Here is a 15662-nt window from a genome sequence, read left to right as displayed (position 1 = left end):
GGACGGGGCCTAGCGGCCGCCGCTGACGTTGAGGGCGGCACCCGTCACATAGGATGCCGCATCGGAGAGAAGATAGAGGATGGCGTCCGCGACCTCGTCGGCGGTGCCGGGGCGCTGCATGGGGATGGACGCCGCCATCTCGCGCGCCCGGTCCGGCAGGCCGCCGGAGGCATGGATGTCGGTGTCGATGATGCCGGGGCGCACGAGGTTGACGCGGACGCCTTCCGCCGCGACCTCGCGGGCGAGGCCGACGGTGAAGCTCTCGATCGCGCCCTTGCTCGCGGCATAGTCGACATACTGGCCGGCCGCGCCGATCAGCGCCGCCATGGAGGAGATGTTGACGATCGCCCCGCCGCGCCCGCCGTGGCGCGTCGACATGCGCCGCACGGCCTCTTGGGCGGCGCGGAACGAGCCGATGACGTTGACGGCGAACATCCGCTCCAGCCGCTCGGACGAGATCTCGTCCACCCGCTGCGGCAGGCCGATGATGCCGGCATTGTTGACGAGCCCGTCGAGCCTGCCGAAGGTGCCGTCGACGGCGGAGAAGATCGAGGCGAGGCCGAGCTCGCTGCCGACGTCGCCCTGCACGGTGACGGCCGAGCCGCCGCCGGCGCGGATGTCGTCGACCACGGCCTCGGCGGCCGCGGCGTTGGAGACGTAGTTCACGGCGACCTGCCAGCCGGCAGCGCCCGCAAGCCGGCAGACGCTCGCGCCGATGCCGCGGCTGCCGCCGGTGACGAGAAGAACCCGGGCCTCGCTCATGCGTCGCATCCTTTCCGCGTGAAGACGTCCCAGGGGACGACGGTCGCCTTGCCCTGATCCCAGAGGCGGGAATAGCGCAGCGACGGGCCGAGGCCGGAAAGAAGCAGGCGACCGGCGGCCGCTTCGCCCTCCCCGGGCAGGAGGCCCGCCTCGTTCGCGCCGTCGAGCGCGTAGATCACGCCTTCCCAGACGGTGCAGGCGGCGATCTCCTCGCCCGTCGCGTCGCCTTCCGGGCAGTCGTGCAGGATCATGCCGTTGGAGCGCGCCGGGTCGTCGCCGGGCATGACGATGCCGTCGAGGACGGTGCCGCCCGCCAGAACCGTCAGCTTGAAGTGATGGCTCGTCGCCGCGGCGTCGGAGCCGACGGGCTCGAAGGCGAGCTCATAGGCGCCGTCGCGGTCCGCATAGACCGCCTGCTCCTGCCGGCATTCGGCGGCGCAGGCCGTGCCTGCGGCGAGCGAGGCGGCAAGGACGATGAGGGCGCGCATGGCTCAGTGCGCCTTCTCGGTCGCGAGCTTGATGCCGAGCGCGATGAAGACGAGGCCGCTCGCCCGGTCGATCCACCGGCTCATGCGCGAGAAGGCCGCCCGCATGCGCGGCGTCGTCATGAACAGCGCCACGCCGACGAACCAGGCGATGAGGCAGGTCGCCATCACGAGGCCGTAGCCGAACTTGACCGGGATCGGCGTATGGGCGCCGACCACCGTCGAGAAGATCGACAGGAAGAAGAACACGGCCTTGGGGTTCAGCGCATTGGCGAGGAAGCCGAGGCTGAAGGCCTTGAGCGCCGACTGGCGGGCCTTCGTCTCGCCGGCCTCCGCCGGTGCGACGGTCAGGTCGGACTTTCCGGCCCTGAGCGCCTTGACGCCGATATAGACCAGATAGGCGACGCCGCACCATTTGACGATGTTGAAGAGGTAGATCGACTGCGAGATGATCAGCCCCAGGCCGAGGATCGTGTAGGTGACGTGCATCATCAGCGCCGTGCCGATGCCGAAGGCGGTGACGACGGCCGCGCGGCGCCCGTGCACGAGCGACTGGCGCATGACCATGGCGAGGTCCGCGCCGGGCGAGACGATGGCGAAGGCGAAGATCGCCATCAGCGAGGCGAGTTCGATCAGGTAGCTGCTCATGTCTGCTCCAGCGGGGCGTTGAAGGCCCAGACGTGACCGAAGGGATCGGCGATGCGGGCGTAGCGGGCGCCCCAGAACGTGTCGGAGGGCGGCATCAGGCCCTGCGCGCCCGCCTCGACCGCCTTCGCGAAGGCCGCGTCCACGGCCGCCGGCTCCGGCAGGTTGACGCTGACGGCGACGGCGGTGCCGCCGATCGTCGGCGGGGCGCTGACGGACATGTCGAATTCCGGGAACTCGTCGTGCAGCATAACCTCGCCGCCGTAGATGGAAAGATTGGCGTGCATGACGCGCCTGCCGTCCTCGGCGAGCTGGCGGAACGTGTTCGCCGCACCGAACGCCCGCTCGTAGAAGGCGATCGCCTCGAGCCCGCCCCTGACGCAGATATGCGGCTGGAGCGGAGGGATGTCGGTGAATGCCATGCCTGCGTCTCCCGGAGCATGCCCGGCCGCCTTATCGTTTCGGCGACGGATCATGCGGTTAAACAAAAGCCCGGAGCATCCCGGTGCGCCGGACATGCCCTAGAGGATCAGGACCCCCGCCATGACCAGCAGACCGACGAGCGCGCCGAGCCAGACGAGCGACCGGACATAGGGGATGCCCGCCAGGTAGAGCGGAAGATAGACCAGCCTGGCGGCGAACCACAACCATGCGCCGGCAAGTCCCCATCCGGACGGGTCGCCCGAAACCGCCAGCGCCAGCGAAAGCGCCACGAAGGCGGGATAGGTCTCGCGGAAATTCGCCGAGGCGCGCGCGGCGCGGCCGGTGAGCTTGCCGGCCGGCTTGCGCGCGTCGTCGCGCGGGCCGGCGTTCCACTCGGCGCCGAGCTCCTTCGTGGCGAGCATGCCCTGGAGCCCGACATGGAGGACGAGCAGCAGCACGCTCCATGCGAGAAGCGGGAGAAGGGGCGAAGATGCCGCCTCCATGGGAGCCTCCTCTCAGAGATCGAGCACCAGCCGTTCCGGATCTTCCAGGCTTTCCTTGACGCGCACCAGGAAGGTGACGGCCTCCTTGCCGTCGACGATGCGGTGGTCGTAGGAGAGCGCCAGATACATCATCGGGCGGATGACGATCTGGCCGCCGACCACGACGGGCCGCTCCTGGATCTTGTGCATGCCGAGGATGCCGGACTGCGGGGCGTTCAGGATCGGCGAGGACATCAGCGAGCCGTAGACGCCGCCGTTGGAGATGGTGAAGGTGCCGCCCTGCATGTCGGCCATGGAAAGCTCGCCGTCGCGCGCGGCCTTGCCGAGGCGGCCGATCTCCTTCTCGATCTCGGAAATCGACATCTGGTCGGCATCGCGCACGACCGGCACGACGAGACCCTTGTCGGTGCCGACGGCCACCCCGATGTGGCAGTAGTTCTTGTAGATGATGTCGGTGCCGTCGATCTCGGCGTTGACGGCCGGCAGCTCCTTCAGCGCGTGGGTCACGGCCTTGGTGAAGAAGCCCATGAAGCCGAGCTTGACGCCGTGCTTCTTCTCGAACAGGTCCTTGTAGCGGTTGCGGAGGTCCATGACCGCCTTCATGTCCACCTCGTTGTAGGTGGTGAGCATGGCGGCGGTGTTCTGCGCGTCCTTGAGGCGGCGGGCGATGGTCTGGCGCAGGCGCGTCATCTTCACGCGTTCCTCGCGCGGCGCGTCCGCCTCGGAGGAGGGCGCGCGGGCGGCGACCTTGACCGGCTCGGCCGGGGTGGCGGCCGCGGTCGCGCCGCGGGTGACGGCGGCGATGACGTCGCCCTTCAGCACCTGGCCGCGCTTGCCGGAGCCTTCGACCTGATCGGCGGAGAGATTGTTCTCCGCGAGCATCTTGGCGGCGGCGGGCGCCGGCGGCATGGAGGAAGCGGCGGCCGCGGGCGCAGCGGCGGGCGCGGCCTCGGCCTTCTTCCCGGCGGCGGCGGGTGCTGCGGCGCCGGCGGAGGCGCCCTCGGCGATCTGGCCGAGCAGGCCGCCCGGGGCGACGGTTTCGCCGGCATTGGCGGTGATCTCCGACAGCACGCCGGAGGCGGGGGCCGGCACCTCGATCGTCACCTTGTCGGTTTCGAGCTCACAGAGCGGCTCGTCGGCCTTGATCGTGTCGCCGACCTTCTTGAACCAGGTGCCGACGGTCGCTTCGCTGACGGATTCGCCCAAGGTGGGGACGCGGATTTCGGTAGCCATGAGTTAGGTTCCGTTCGTGATTCTTTATCGTGGTTACATAGGGCGGGGCGGCTCAGCCGCCCAGCGCGTCCTCGAGGAAGGCTGCGAGCTGCGCGAGGTGCTTCGACATCAGGCCCGTCGCGGGCGACGCCGCGGCCGGGCGGCCGGTGTAGCGCACGCGCTGGTACTTGGCGTCGATATGGGCGAGCACCCATTCCAGATAGGGATCGATGAAGGCCCAGGCGCCCATGTTCTTGGGCTCCTCCTGGCACCAGACCATCTCGGCGTTGCGGAAGCGGGAGAGCTCGTTGATCAGCGCCTTGGCCGGGAACGGATAGAGCTGTTCCAGGCGCAGGAGGTAGATGTCGTCGATGCCGCGCTTCTCGCGCTCCTCCAGGAGGTCGTAGTAGACCTTGCCGGTGCACATGACGACGCGGCGGATCTTCGCGTCCTTCTGCAGCTTGATCGGGCCGTCCTTGATGACCTCGGCGTCGTCCCAGAGCAGGCGGTGGAAGGAGGTGTCGCCCGCCATCTCCGACAGCGACGAGACGGCGCGCTTGTGGCGCAGCAGCGACTTCGGCGTCATCATGATCAGCGGCTTGCGGAAGTCGCGCTTCACCTGGCGGCGCAGGATGTGGAAATAGTTCGCCGGCGTCGTGACGTTGGCGACCTGCATGTTGTCCTCGGCGCACATCTGCAGCCAGCGCTCCAGGCGGGCGGAGGAGTGCTCCGGTCCCTGGCCCTCGTAGCCGTGCGGCAGGAGGCAGACGAGGCCCGACATGCGCAGCCACTTGCGCTCGCCCGACGAGATGAACTGGTCGAAGACGACCTGCGCGCCGTTGGCGAAGTCGCCGAACTGCGCTTCCCACAGCGTCAGCGCGTTCGGCCGCGCCAGCGAGTAGCCGTATTCGAAGCCGAGCACGGCCTCTTCGGAGAGCATCGAGTTGATGACCTCGTAGCGGGCCTGGGTCGGCGAGAGGTTGGCGAGCGGGATGTAGCGCTCCTCGGTCTCCTGGTCGTAGAGCACCGTGTGGCGCTGCGAGAAGGTGCCGCGCTCGCAGTCCTGGCCGGAGAGGCGGATCTTCGTGCCCTCGACGCAGAGCGTGCCGAAGGCGAGCGCCTCGGCCATCGCCCAGTCGATGCCCTCGCCGGTCTCGATCATCTGCGCGCGGTTGTCCATGAAGCGCTGGATGGTGCGGTGGGCGTGGAAGCCCTCCGGGATGGTGGAGAGCTTGCGGCCGATCTCCTTCAGCTGCTTCATCGGCACGGAGGTCTTGCCGCGGCGCTGCTCGTCCTGGTTGTCGGCGGTGCGAAGCCCGGACCAGGCGCCGTCGAGCCAGTCGGCCTTGTTCGGCTTGTAGGACTGGCCGGCCTCGAATTCCTGCTCGAGGTTGGCGCGCCAGTCGGCCTTCATCTTCTCGAACTCGCCCTCGGTGATCAGGCCCTCGGCGATCAGCCGCTCGCTGTAGAGCTGCACGACCGTCTTGTGGGCGCGGATCGCCTTGTACATCTTCGGCTGCGTGAACGCCGGCTCGTCGCCCTCGTTGTGGCCGAACCGGCGGTAGCAGAACATGTCGATGACGACCGGCTTGTGGAACTTCATCCGGAACTCGGTCGCCACCTTCGCGGCATAGACGACCGCCTCCGGGTCGTCGCCGTTGACGTGGAAGATCGGCGCCTCGATCATCTTGGCGACGTCGGACGGATAGGGCGACGAGCGCGAGAAGGCCGGATTGGTGGTGAAGCCGATCTGGTTGTTGATGATGAAATGCAGCGTGCCGGCGACCCGGTGGCCGCGCAGGCCGGAAAGGCCGAGGCACTCGGCCACGACGCCCTGGCCGGCGAAGGCGGCGTCGCCGTGGAGCAGCAGCGGCAGCACCTTGACGCGCTCGCGCAGCGGGATGATGTCGCCCTCGAAGACGGTCGCCATCACGTCCTGCTTGGCGCGGGCCTTGCCCATGACGACCGGGTTGACGATCTCGAGATGCGAGGGGTTGGCCGTCAGCGACAGGTGCACCTTGTTGCCGTCGAACTCGCGGTCCGAGGAGGCGCCGAGGTGGTACTTCACGTCGCCCGAGCCCTCCACGTCGTCCGGCGCGTAGGAGCCGCCCTTGAACTCGTGGAAGACGGCGCGGTGAGGCTTGGCCATCACGTTGGTCAGCACATTGAGGCGGCCGCGGTGGGCCATGCCGAGCACGATCTCCTTGAGGCCGAGCTGGCCGCCGCGCTTGGTGATCTGCTCCAGCGCCGGGATCAGCGACTCGCCGCCGTCGAGGCCGAAGCGCTTCGTGCCCTTGTACTTGACGTCGATGAACTGCTCGAAGCCTTCCGCCTCGATCAGCTTCTGCAGGATCGCCTTCTTGCCCTCGGGCGTGAAGTCGACACCCTTGTCCGGCCCCTCGATGCGCTCCTGGATCCAGGCCTTCTCCTCGGGGTTGGAGATGTGCATGAACTCGACGCCGATGGTCGAGCAGTAGGTGCGCGTGAGGATGTCGACCATTTCGCGCACGGTCGCGTATTCGAGGCCGAGCACGTTGTCGATGAAGATCTTGCGGTCGAGATCGGCCTCGGTGAAGCCGTAGCTCTTCGGCGACAGCTCGTCGTAGTCCTCCACCGGGTCGGCGAGGCCGAGCGGGTCGAGATTGGCGTGCAGGTGGCCGCGGGCGCGGTAGGCGCGGATCATCATGATGGCGCGCACGCTGTCGCGCGCCGCCTGGTTGACGGCCGCCTGGTCGACGGGCGCGCCGGTCTGGGCGGCCGCGGCTTCCGCCTTCGCCCGCACCTTCTTCTCGATGACCTGCTCGGCGACGCCCCAGTTGCCGTCGAGCGCGGAGACGAGCTCGCCGTTGGCGGCGATCGGCCAGTTGGGCTTCTTCCAGGAGGCGCCCCGGGCGGCCTTCACCACATCGGAAGGCTGGTCCTCCAGCGACTTGAAGAAGGCCTGCCACTCCGCGCCGACCGAGGCGGGATCGGCCTCGTACCTGGCGTAGAGCTGCTCGATATAGGCCGCGTTCGCCCCGTCGAGGAAGGAGGTGGCGAGGAATTGCTCGTTGGCGTCTTGCCGTGCCATGGTGTCTTGCGGGCGTGGACCCGCCTCCCGAACGATCGTGTTGACCGGATTATCCCCGGCTTGCCGCCCGGCCGAGGCCGGGTAGAGACGGATCGGCCGATGATCTTAACCGGCCTTTCCTGCTTGTCAGCCCCTCATCCGCCTGCCGGCACCTTCTCCCCGAGGGGAGAGGTGACACTCGCCAAGGTCTCCGATCTCCTTCTCCCCGCCGGGGAGAAGGTGGCCCGAGGGGCCGGACGAGGGGGCTCCTGTGCTTTGCCGGTCAGCCCTTGAGCACTTCCACCAGCGTCTTGCCGAGGCGCGCCGGCGAGGGGGAGACGCGGATGCCCGCCTCTTCCATCGCCGCGATCTTGTCCTCGGCGCCGCCCTTGCCGCCGGAGATCACGGCGCCTGCGTGGCCCATGGTGCGGCCGGGAGGGGCGGTGCGGCCGGCGATGAAGCCGACCATCGGCTTCTTGCGGCCGCGCTTCGCCTCGTCCTTGAGGAACTGTGCCGCTTCCTCTTCGGCCGAGCCGCCGATCTCGCCGATCATGATGATCGACTGGGTCTCGTCGTCGGCGAGGAACATTTCCAGGACATCGATGAACTCGGTGCCCTTGACCGGGTCGCCGCCGATGCCGACGGCCGTCGTCTGGCCGAGGCCCTCGTTCGAGGTCTGGAACACGGCTTCATAGGTCAGGGTTCCCGAGCGCGAGAGGACGCCGACCGAGCCCTTCTTGAAGATGTTGCCCGGCATGATGCCGATCTTGCATTCGTTCGGCGTCAGCACGCCGGGGCAGTTCGGGCCGATGAGGCGCGAGGACGACCGGTCGAGCCTGGCCTTGACCTTGACCATGTCGGCGACCGGGATGCCTTCCGTGATGCAGACGATCAGCGGGATCTCCGCCTCGATCGCCTCGATGATCGCGGCGGCGGCCCCTGCCGGCGGCACGTAGATGACCGAGGCATTCGCGCCGGTCTTCTCCTTGCCTTCCGCGACGGAAGCGAAGATCGGCAGGGTCTCGCCCTTGGAGCCGGTCCAGTTCGTGCCGCCCTTGGAGGGGTGGATGCCGCCGACCATCTTGGTGCCGTGATAGGCGAGCGCCTGCTCGGTGTGGAAGGTGCCGGTCTTGCCGGTCAGGCCCTGGACGAGGACCTTGGTGTCTTTGTTGACGAGGATCGACATGGTTCTCAGGCTCCCTTCACGGCGGCGACGATCTTCTGGGCGGCGTCGTCGAGGTCATCGGCGGAGATGACGTTGAGGCCCGATTCGTTGATGATCTTCTTGCCAAGCTCGACATTGGTGCCTTCGAGGCGCACGACGAGCGGCACCTTGAGGCCGACTTCCTTGACGGCCGCGAGCACGCCTTCGGCGATGACGTCGCATTTCATGATGCCGCCGAAGATGTTGACGAGGATGCCCTTCACGGCCGGGTCGGCGGTGATGATCTTGAAGGCCGCCGTCACCTTCTCCTTGCTGGCGCCGCCGCCGACGTCGAGGAAGTTGGCGGGCTCGGCGCCGTAGAGCTTGATGATGTCCATGGTCGCCATGGCAAGGCCGGCGCCGTTGACCATACAGCCGATGTTGCCGTCGAGCGCCACATAGGCGAGGTCGTACTTGGAGGCCTCGATCTCCTTCTCGTCCTCCTCGGTCGTGTCGCGCAGGGCCACGATGTCCTCATGGCGGAACAGCGCGTTGCCGTCGAAGGAGACCTTGGCGTCGAGGACGCGCACGCGGCCGTTCTTCATGACGATCAGCGGGTTCACTTCCAGAAGGCTCATGTCCTTCTCGACGAAGGCCTTGTAGAGGATCGGGAAGAGCTTCTCCGCGTCGGCCTTCGCCTCGCCGTCCAGCTTCAGCGCCTCGGTCAGCACCTTGAGGTTCTCGGCGGTGACGCCCGCCTCCGGGTCGATCGCGACGGTGACGATCTTCTCCGGCGTGTCGTGGGCGACGGTCTCGATGTCCATGCCGCCTTCCGTGGAGACGACGAAGGCGACCTGGCCGACCGAGCGGTCGACGAGGATCGACAGGTAGAGCTCGCGGTCGATGTCGGCGCCGTCCTCGATGTAGAGGCGGTTCACCTGCTTGCCGGCGGGGCCGGTCTGCTTGGTGACGAGCGTGTTGCCGAGCATTTCCTTCGCGTTGGCGACGACCTCGTCGATGCTCTTGGCAAGGCGCACGCCACCCTTCGCCTCGGGGCCGAGTTCCTTGAACTTGCCCTTGCCGCGGCCGCCGGCGTGGATCTGGCTCTTGACCACGTAGAGCGGGCCGGGAAGCTTCTTCGCGGCGGCTTCCGCCTCGTCGGCGGAGAAGATGGCCACCCCTTCGGCGACCGGCGCGCCAAAGCTCTTCAGCAGAGCCTTGGCCTGGTATTCATGGATGTTCATGGGAGAGGTCCTATTACTTCAGCGCGGGGGCGATGTTGATGCAGGCTTCGCAGAGGCCGGCGACGGCGCCGACGGACTTGTCGAAGGCTTCCTGCTCGGCCTTGTTGAGGTCGATCTCGACGATGCGCTCGACGCCGCCGGCACCGATGACGGTGGGCACGCCGACATACATGTCCTTCACGCCGTACTGGCCGGAGAGGTAGGCCGCGCAGGGCAGCACGCGCTTCTTGTCCTTGAGGTAGGATTCGGCCATCTCGATCGCCGAGGCCGCCGGGGCGTAGTAGGCCGAGCCGGTCTTGAGCAGGCCGACGATCTCGGCGCCGCCGTCGCGGGTGCGCTGGATGATCTCCTCCAGGCGCTCCTTGGTGACCCAGCCCATCTTGACGAGGTCGGTCAGCGGGATGCCGGCGACGGTGGAGTAGCGGGCGAGCGGCACCATCGTGTCGCCGTGGCCGCCGAGCACGAAGGCGGTGACGTCCTGGACGGAGACCTTGAATTCCTCCGAGAGGAAGAGGCGGAAGCGGGCGGAGTCGAGCACGCCGGCCATGCCGACGACCATGTTCTTCGGCAGGCCGGAGAACTTCTGCAGGGCCCAGACCATCGCGTCGAGCGGGTTGGTGATGCAGATGACGAAGGCGTTCGGGGCATATTTCTTGATGCCGGCGCCGACCTGTTCCATGACCTTGAGGTTGATGCCGAGCAGGTCGTCGCGGCTCATGCCCGGCTTGCGGGCGACGCCGGCGGTGACGATGCAGACGTCCGCACCTTCGATGGCCGCATAGTCGCTGGCCCCGGTGAGCGAGGCGTTGAAGCCCTCGACCGGCGAGGACTGGGCGATGTCGAGGCCCTTGCCCTGCGGAATGCCGTCGGCGATGTCGAAGAGGACGATGTCGCCCAATTCCTTCAGGCCGGCCAGATGCGCCAGCGTACCACCGATCATTCCAGAACCAATAAGTGCGATCTTCCTGCGGGCCATGAAAGTTTCCTCTTGCTCCGACTGCGGTCCACCGTGTGCCAAGATGTCGCAAACGAGGGACCTTTCGGCGCAAGCCATTAAACCCCAATGCCTTAAAATTCAACCAATACTTTGGATGTGAGGTATTTCAATCGGTTAGATGTACTTTTTCTTACGTAAACGTAAGAATTTCCGTCATCGATCCGTCGTCGGAACGTCATATCGCGCGCGGTGGTCGGCGAGATATTCCGTGCTGCGGATCTCCATCAGCCGCGACACCGTTCGGTCGAATTCGAAGCCCTCCGTGCCCCTGCGGGTGACGAGCAGCGCCTCCGGACCTGCCGCGGCGGAGGCGAAGAGGCGCGCGCGCTGGTCGTAGATCGTGTCGACCAGGTTGATGAAGCGCTTGGTTTCGTTGCGCTTGTCGGCGCCGAGCGGCGGGATGCGGTCGAGGAAGAGCGTGTCGTAGCGCGAGAGGATCGCCAGGTAGTCGGCGGCGCCGAGCGGCTTTTCGCAGAGATCGGCGAAGGAGAAGCGCGCCGCCCGGCCCGCCGCCATCGGCACGGGAATGCTGCGGCCGCGGAAGGAGATGGTGTCCGGACCCGCCGGTCTCCCGGCCGTCGCGCGCATCCAGGCGGCGTCCATCGCCATGTCGGCCTCCGGGCCGAGCGGGTGGCGGAAGACGGGCAGGCCGGCGTCCTTCTCCATCCGGTAGTCGGTGAGGGAATCGAGGGCGACGATCTCGACATGCTGCTTCAGCAGGGACACGAAGGGCAGGAACAGGCCGCGGTTGAGCCCGTCCCGGTAGAGATCGTCCGGCTCCACGTTGGAGGTCGCCACGAGAATGCAGCCGCGGGCGAAAAGCTCGCCGAAGAGGCGCGACAGGATCATCGCGTCGGCGATGTCGGTCACGGAGAACTCGTCGAAGCAGAGGAGCCGCGCCTCCTCGACGAGGCTTGCGGCGACCGGCGGCACGGGATCGGCCTGCCGCGTCTCGCCCGCCTTCAGCGCCTGGCGGTGCTTGTGGATGCGCTCGTGGACGTCGGCCATGAACTCGTGGAAATGGGCGCGGCGCTTGCGCCGGACGGGTGCGAGCTCGAAGAACATGTCCATCAGCATCGTCTTGCCGCGCCCGACGCCGCCGTGGATGTAGAGCCCCCGCGGGGCGCTGGCGGTCGCCGGCTTGCGGGAGGCGAAGAGCCAGCCGAGCGCGCTCGACTTGCGCGCCGGGCGCTGGGCGTGGACCTCGGCGAGCAGCCGGTCGAAGCGCAGCGCGATCGCCTTCTGCGCGGCGTCGGGCTTCAGCTCGCCGCCGGCGACGAGGGCCTCGAGCCGGTCCGAAACGCCATGGTCGGGATACGTCGAGACCCTGTCCCAGTCCTTGCCCATGGGCGGAGGCTACCGTTTTCCTGGAGAAGAATGATCAGCGCGAGAGGCTGACGGGCTGGCCCGAATTGGTCGAGCCGTCGAAGCGCGAGTCGGCCGTCTTGTAGAGGCGGGCGATCGGGTTGCCGCCGCGGTCCTTCAGCACGACCTGCTTGCCGGCCACTTCCCACGAGCCCATCGTCGTCAGCTCGCCGGCGCAGCCGCGGGTGCCGCCGCGCGAGCCGCTGCCGAGGTTGGTGAGCGTCAGGAACATGTCGCAGGAGGAGGGGCCGTTCGAGACGCGCCAGTTGCCGACCATCGACTCCTTGGTCACGTCCAGCGCGCCGGCGGCGGCCGCGTCGGCGGCGCCGTCCGTCGGCGTCGCGGCCGCCATGTCGGTCGCGGGCTTCTCCGGGAACTGCGAGGTGTCGGTCGTCGGGTCGGGAAGCTGGCTGGAGGAGACGGTGCCGATCGGCTGGGCTTCCAGCGGCGTCACGGTCTGCTGTGTACTGATGCCGCTCATCGAGGTTCGCTGGCAGCCGGCCAGAGCAAGCGCAACCATCAATCCGCCCGCCACATGTACAATCCGCATGCCGAAACTCCTGATCTCCTGCCGGATACTGCTGCCGTGCAGCAATTCTTGTCGAATTAACGTGAATCGTCTACCCGAATCAAGACGACGCGGCCAGATTTGCCGGCCGCGCCCCTCACGTTTCGTGAATGCCCATCACGTCGGGTCAGAGCTGGCGCTCGACCATCATCTTCTTGATCTCGCCGATCGCCTTGGCCGGGTTGAGCCCCTTCGGGCAGGCCTGGGCGCAGTTCATGATCGTGTGGCAACGGTAGAGGCGGAACGGATCTTCGAGGTTGTCGAGCCGCTCGCCCTTGGCCTCGTCGCGGCTGTCGATCAGCCAGCGGTAGGCCTGCAGCAGCACGGCGGGGCCGAGATAGCGGTCGCCGTTCCACCAGTAGCTCGGACAGGAGGTCGAGCAGCAGGCGCACAGGATGCACTCGTAGAGGCCGTCGAGCTTGAGGCGGTCCCCGTGGCTCTGCTTCCATTCCTTGGCGGGCGTCGGCGAGACCGTCTTGAGCCAGGGCTCGATCGAGCGGTGCTGGGCGTAGAAGTTGGTGAGGTCCGGCACGAGGTCCTTCACCACTGGCATGTGCGGCAGCGGATAGACGCGGATCGTGCCGTCCACCTCGTCCATGCCCTTGGTGCAGGCGAGCGTGTTGGTGCCGTCGATGTTCATGGCGCAGGAGCCGCAGATGCCCTCGCGGCAGGAGCGGCGCAGCGTCAGCGTCGGGTCGATCCTGTTCTTGATGTAGAGCAGCGCGTCGAGCACCATCGGGCCGCAGTCGTCGACGTCGATGTAGAAGGTGTCGACCGAGGGGTTCTTCCCGTCGTCCGGGTTCCAGCGGTAGATGCGCAGTTCCCGCGTGTTGGCGGCGCCTTCCGGCTTCGGCCAGACCTTGCCTTCGGTGATCTGCGAGTTCTTCGGGAGAGCGAGTTCAACCATGTTTCTACTCCTCTATCGCCACATCATCCGCGAGCCCAAAGGCAGTGATCTTCGCCTCAGCTCGCGATTTATTAAGGAAGGAGCAATTCAATTCAATGTCGTAGTCACCGAGTTCTCTTTCAGTCCGCTTATTAAATAATGGAGTCGAACCGAATGTCTCGTGAAACTCATTGATTAGAAAAGCTTCGATATCCTTGTATGCGTTAGGAAAATTTTTCCTCCGGGGGTAACAATAGGAAATCTTGAAGCTTTTTAGGCTTGGAGTAAGTATCAAAAATTTTGATATCCATCCGAGGGCATGGTTGCTTATTCTCGATTTCCGTTCACTTGATCGTCCTGAGGAGTCGATATAGCAAACATTCGATGTGCCATTCTTGTAGCCAATCGGTAACTCTCTAGGTGTTTCAATTACATAAACATATCTTTCCTTCATATAAAGAAATTCATCTATAGAGGGTATATTACCTCTTGATGATTCAATCTCTATATTGACGTTGCGCCACTCAAGTTTCATATCAGTAAACCCTTGCCTTGGGCTCGATCTTCTTGGGATCGATCCCGTCGGCGATGAGGTCGGTGTGGACCGGGCGGTAGTCGAGCGTCACGTCGCCCGCCTCGTTCACCCAAGCGAGCGTGTGCTTGCGCCAGTTGACGTCGTCGCGGCCGCCGAGCGGGCCGGTCGCGTAGTCCTCGCGGGCATGCGAGCCGCGGCTCTCCTTGCGCGCCTCGGCGCCGTAGACCGTGGTGATGGCGTTCGCCATCAGGTTCTCCAGCTCCAGCGTCTCGACGAGGTCGGAGTTCCAGATCATCGAGCGGTCGGTGACCTTGATGTCCGGCAGCTCCTTCCAGATCGCCGTCATGCGGCGGCAGCCGCTTTCGAGCGATTCCTGGGTGCGGAACACGGCGGCGTCCTCCTGCATGGTGCGCTGCATCTTGTCGCGCAGCACCGCCGTCGGCGTGCCGCCGTTCGCGTGGCGGAGCCTGTCGAAGCGATCCATGATCTTTTCGCAGGACGCAAGGTCGAGCGCGGGGACCGCCTCGTTGCGGTCGATCACCTGGCCGGCGCGGATCGCCGCGGCGCGGCCGAAGACGACGAGGTCGATCAGCGAGTTGGAGCCGAGGCGGTTGGCGCCGTGCACCGAGGCGCAGCCCGCCTCGCCGACGGCCATCAGGCCGGGCGCGAGGCGCTCCGGGTTCTCGCCGTTCGCGTTCAGCACCTCGCCCCAGTAGTTGGTCGGGATGCCGCCCATGTTGTAGTGCACCGTCGGCAGGACAGGGATCGGCTCGCGCGTGACGTCGACGCCGGCGAAGATCTTGGCGCTCTCGGAGATGCCGGGCAGGCGCTCGTGCAGCACGGCCGGATCGAGATGGTCGAGATGCAGGTAGATGTGGTCCTTGTTCCTGCCGACGCCGCGGCCCTCGCGAATCTCCAGCGTCATGCAGCGCGAGACGACGTCGCGGGAGGCAAGGTCCTTGGCCGACGGCGCATAGCGCTCCATGAAGCGCTCGCCCTCGGAATTGACGAGATAGCCGCCCTCGCCGCGCGCGCCCTCGGTGATGAGGCAGCCGGCGCCGTAGATGCCGGTCGGGTGGAACTGCACGAACTCCATGTCCTGGAGCGGCAGGCCGGCGCGCGCGATCATGCCGCCGCCGTCGCCGGTGCACGTATGCGCGGAGGTGGCGGAGAAATAGGCGCGGCCGTAGCCGCCGGTCGCCAGCACCACCATCTTGGCGGCGAAGCGGTGGATCGTGCCGTCGTCGAGGTTCCAGGCGACGACGCCGGTGCAGCGGCCGTCGGCCGACATGATCAGGTCGAGCGCGAAATATTCGATGAAGAACTCGGCGTTGTTCCTCAGCGACTGGCCGTAGAGCGTGTGCAGGATGGCGTGGCCGGTGCGGTCGGCGGCCGCACAGGTGCGCTGCACCGGCGGCCCTTCGCCGTAGTTCTGCATGTGGCCGCCGAAGGGACGCTGGTAGATCTTGCCCTCCTCGTTGCGCGAGAAGGGCACGCCGTAGTGCTCCAGCTCGTAGACGGCCTTCGGCGCCTCCATGGCGAGGTACTGCATGGCGTCGACGTCGCCGAGCCAGTCGGAGCCCTTGACGGTGTCGTAGAGGTGCCACTGCCAGCAGTCCGGCGTCATGTTCTGCAGCGAGGCGGCGATGCCGCCCTGGGCGGCGACGGTGTGCGAGCGGGTCGGGAAGACCTTGGTGATGCAGGCCGTCTTGAGGCCCTGCTCGGCCATGCCGAGCGTGGCGCGCAGCCCCGCGCCGCCGGCGCCGACGACGATCACGTCGAAGGAGTGGTCCACGTACTGATAGGCCTTGCCGTTGGCCGCCGGAGGGGAGATCGCTGCCATG

The 15662-nt window shown here is 66.7% G+C and carries 14 protein-coding genes; all 14 read right to left on the bottom strand.

Annotated elements, in window-relative coordinates; genetic code table 11:
• Positions 1–9: 9 nt before the first annotated feature.
• Positions 10–762, bottom strand: coding sequence for an SDR family oxidoreductase (locus NNZ72_RS08800; RefSeq protein ID WP_257314915.1), 753 nt, complete (start codon positions 760–762; stop codon positions 10–12).
• Positions 759–1250, bottom strand: coding sequence for a hypothetical protein (locus NNZ72_RS08795; RefSeq protein WP_257314914.1), 492 nt, complete (start codon positions 1248–1250; stop codon positions 759–761). Before NNZ72_RS08795 ends, NNZ72_RS08800 begins: the two co-directional genes overlap by 4 nt.
• A 3-nt stretch (positions 1251–1253) precedes the next feature.
• Complete coding sequence (locus tag NNZ72_RS08790; RefSeq protein WP_257314913.1) at positions 1254–1895, bottom strand: LysE family transporter; 642 nt, start codon at positions 1893–1895, stop codon at positions 1254–1256.
• On the bottom strand, positions 1892–2314 hold the full coding sequence (locus NNZ72_RS08785; RefSeq protein WP_257314912.1) for a VOC family protein: 423 nt from the start codon (positions 2312–2314) through the stop codon (positions 1892–1894). Before NNZ72_RS08785 ends, NNZ72_RS08790 begins: the two co-directional genes overlap by 4 nt.
• Positions 2315–2413: 99 nt before the next feature.
• A complete protein-coding gene (locus tag NNZ72_RS08780; protein WP_257314911.1) occupies positions 2414–2818 on the bottom strand; it encodes an MAPEG family protein in 405 nt (134 codons plus the stop codon).
• A 12-nt stretch (positions 2819–2830) separates the two neighbouring features.
• On the bottom strand, positions 2831–4051 hold the full coding sequence (gene odhB, locus NNZ72_RS08775; protein WP_257314910.1) for a 2-oxoglutarate dehydrogenase complex dihydrolipoyllysine-residue succinyltransferase: 1221 nt from the start codon (positions 4049–4051) through the stop codon (positions 2831–2833).
• A 52-nt stretch (positions 4052–4103) separates the two neighbouring features.
• Complete coding sequence (locus NNZ72_RS08770; protein ID WP_257314909.1) at positions 4104–7100, bottom strand: 2-oxoglutarate dehydrogenase E1 component; 2997 nt, start codon at positions 7098–7100, stop codon at positions 4104–4106.
• 262 nt (positions 7101–7362) lie between these two features.
• Positions 7363–8265, bottom strand: coding sequence for a succinate--CoA ligase subunit alpha (gene sucD, locus NNZ72_RS08765; protein WP_257314908.1), 903 nt, complete (start codon positions 8263–8265; stop codon positions 7363–7365).
• A 5-nt stretch (positions 8266–8270) separates the two neighbouring features.
• Complete coding sequence (gene sucC, locus NNZ72_RS08760) at positions 8271–9467, bottom strand: ADP-forming succinate--CoA ligase subunit beta (protein ID WP_257314907.1); 1197 nt, start codon at positions 9465–9467, stop codon at positions 8271–8273.
• 13 nt (positions 9468–9480) lie between these two features.
• Complete coding sequence (gene mdh, locus NNZ72_RS08755; RefSeq protein ID WP_257314906.1) at positions 9481–10443, bottom strand: malate dehydrogenase; 963 nt, start codon at positions 10441–10443, stop codon at positions 9481–9483.
• Between the two features lie 174 nt (positions 10444–10617).
• Positions 10618–11811 carry a cell division protein ZapE gene (zapE, locus tag NNZ72_RS08750; protein ID WP_257314905.1) on the bottom strand — a complete coding sequence of 398 codons (1194 nt, stop codon included), beginning with the start codon at positions 11809–11811 and terminating at the stop codon, positions 10618–10620.
• Positions 11812–11845: 34 nt separating this feature from the next.
• Positions 11846–12379: a protease inhibitor Inh/omp19 family protein gene (locus NNZ72_RS08745; protein WP_257314904.1), complete on the bottom strand. Its 534-nt coding sequence runs from the start codon at positions 12377–12379 to the stop codon at positions 11846–11848.
• 145 nt (positions 12380–12524) lie between these two features.
• Complete coding sequence (locus NNZ72_RS08740) at positions 12525–13304, bottom strand: succinate dehydrogenase iron-sulfur subunit (protein ID WP_257314903.1); 780 nt, start codon at positions 13302–13304, stop codon at positions 12525–12527.
• A gap of 515 nt (positions 13305–13819) precedes the next feature.
• Positions 13820–15661: a succinate dehydrogenase flavoprotein subunit gene (gene sdhA, locus NNZ72_RS08735; RefSeq protein ID WP_257314902.1), complete on the bottom strand. Its 1842-nt coding sequence runs from the start codon at positions 15659–15661 to the stop codon at positions 13820–13822.
• Position 15662 lies beyond the last annotated feature (1 nt).

It is taken from the genome of Shinella pollutisoli, from assembly GCF_024609765.1.
Lineage (GTDB): Bacteria > Pseudomonadota > Alphaproteobacteria > Rhizobiales > Rhizobiaceae > Shinella > Shinella pollutisoli.
Note: the sequence above shows the minus strand (reverse complement) of the source record. Positions and strands in the feature narration are given on the sequence as shown.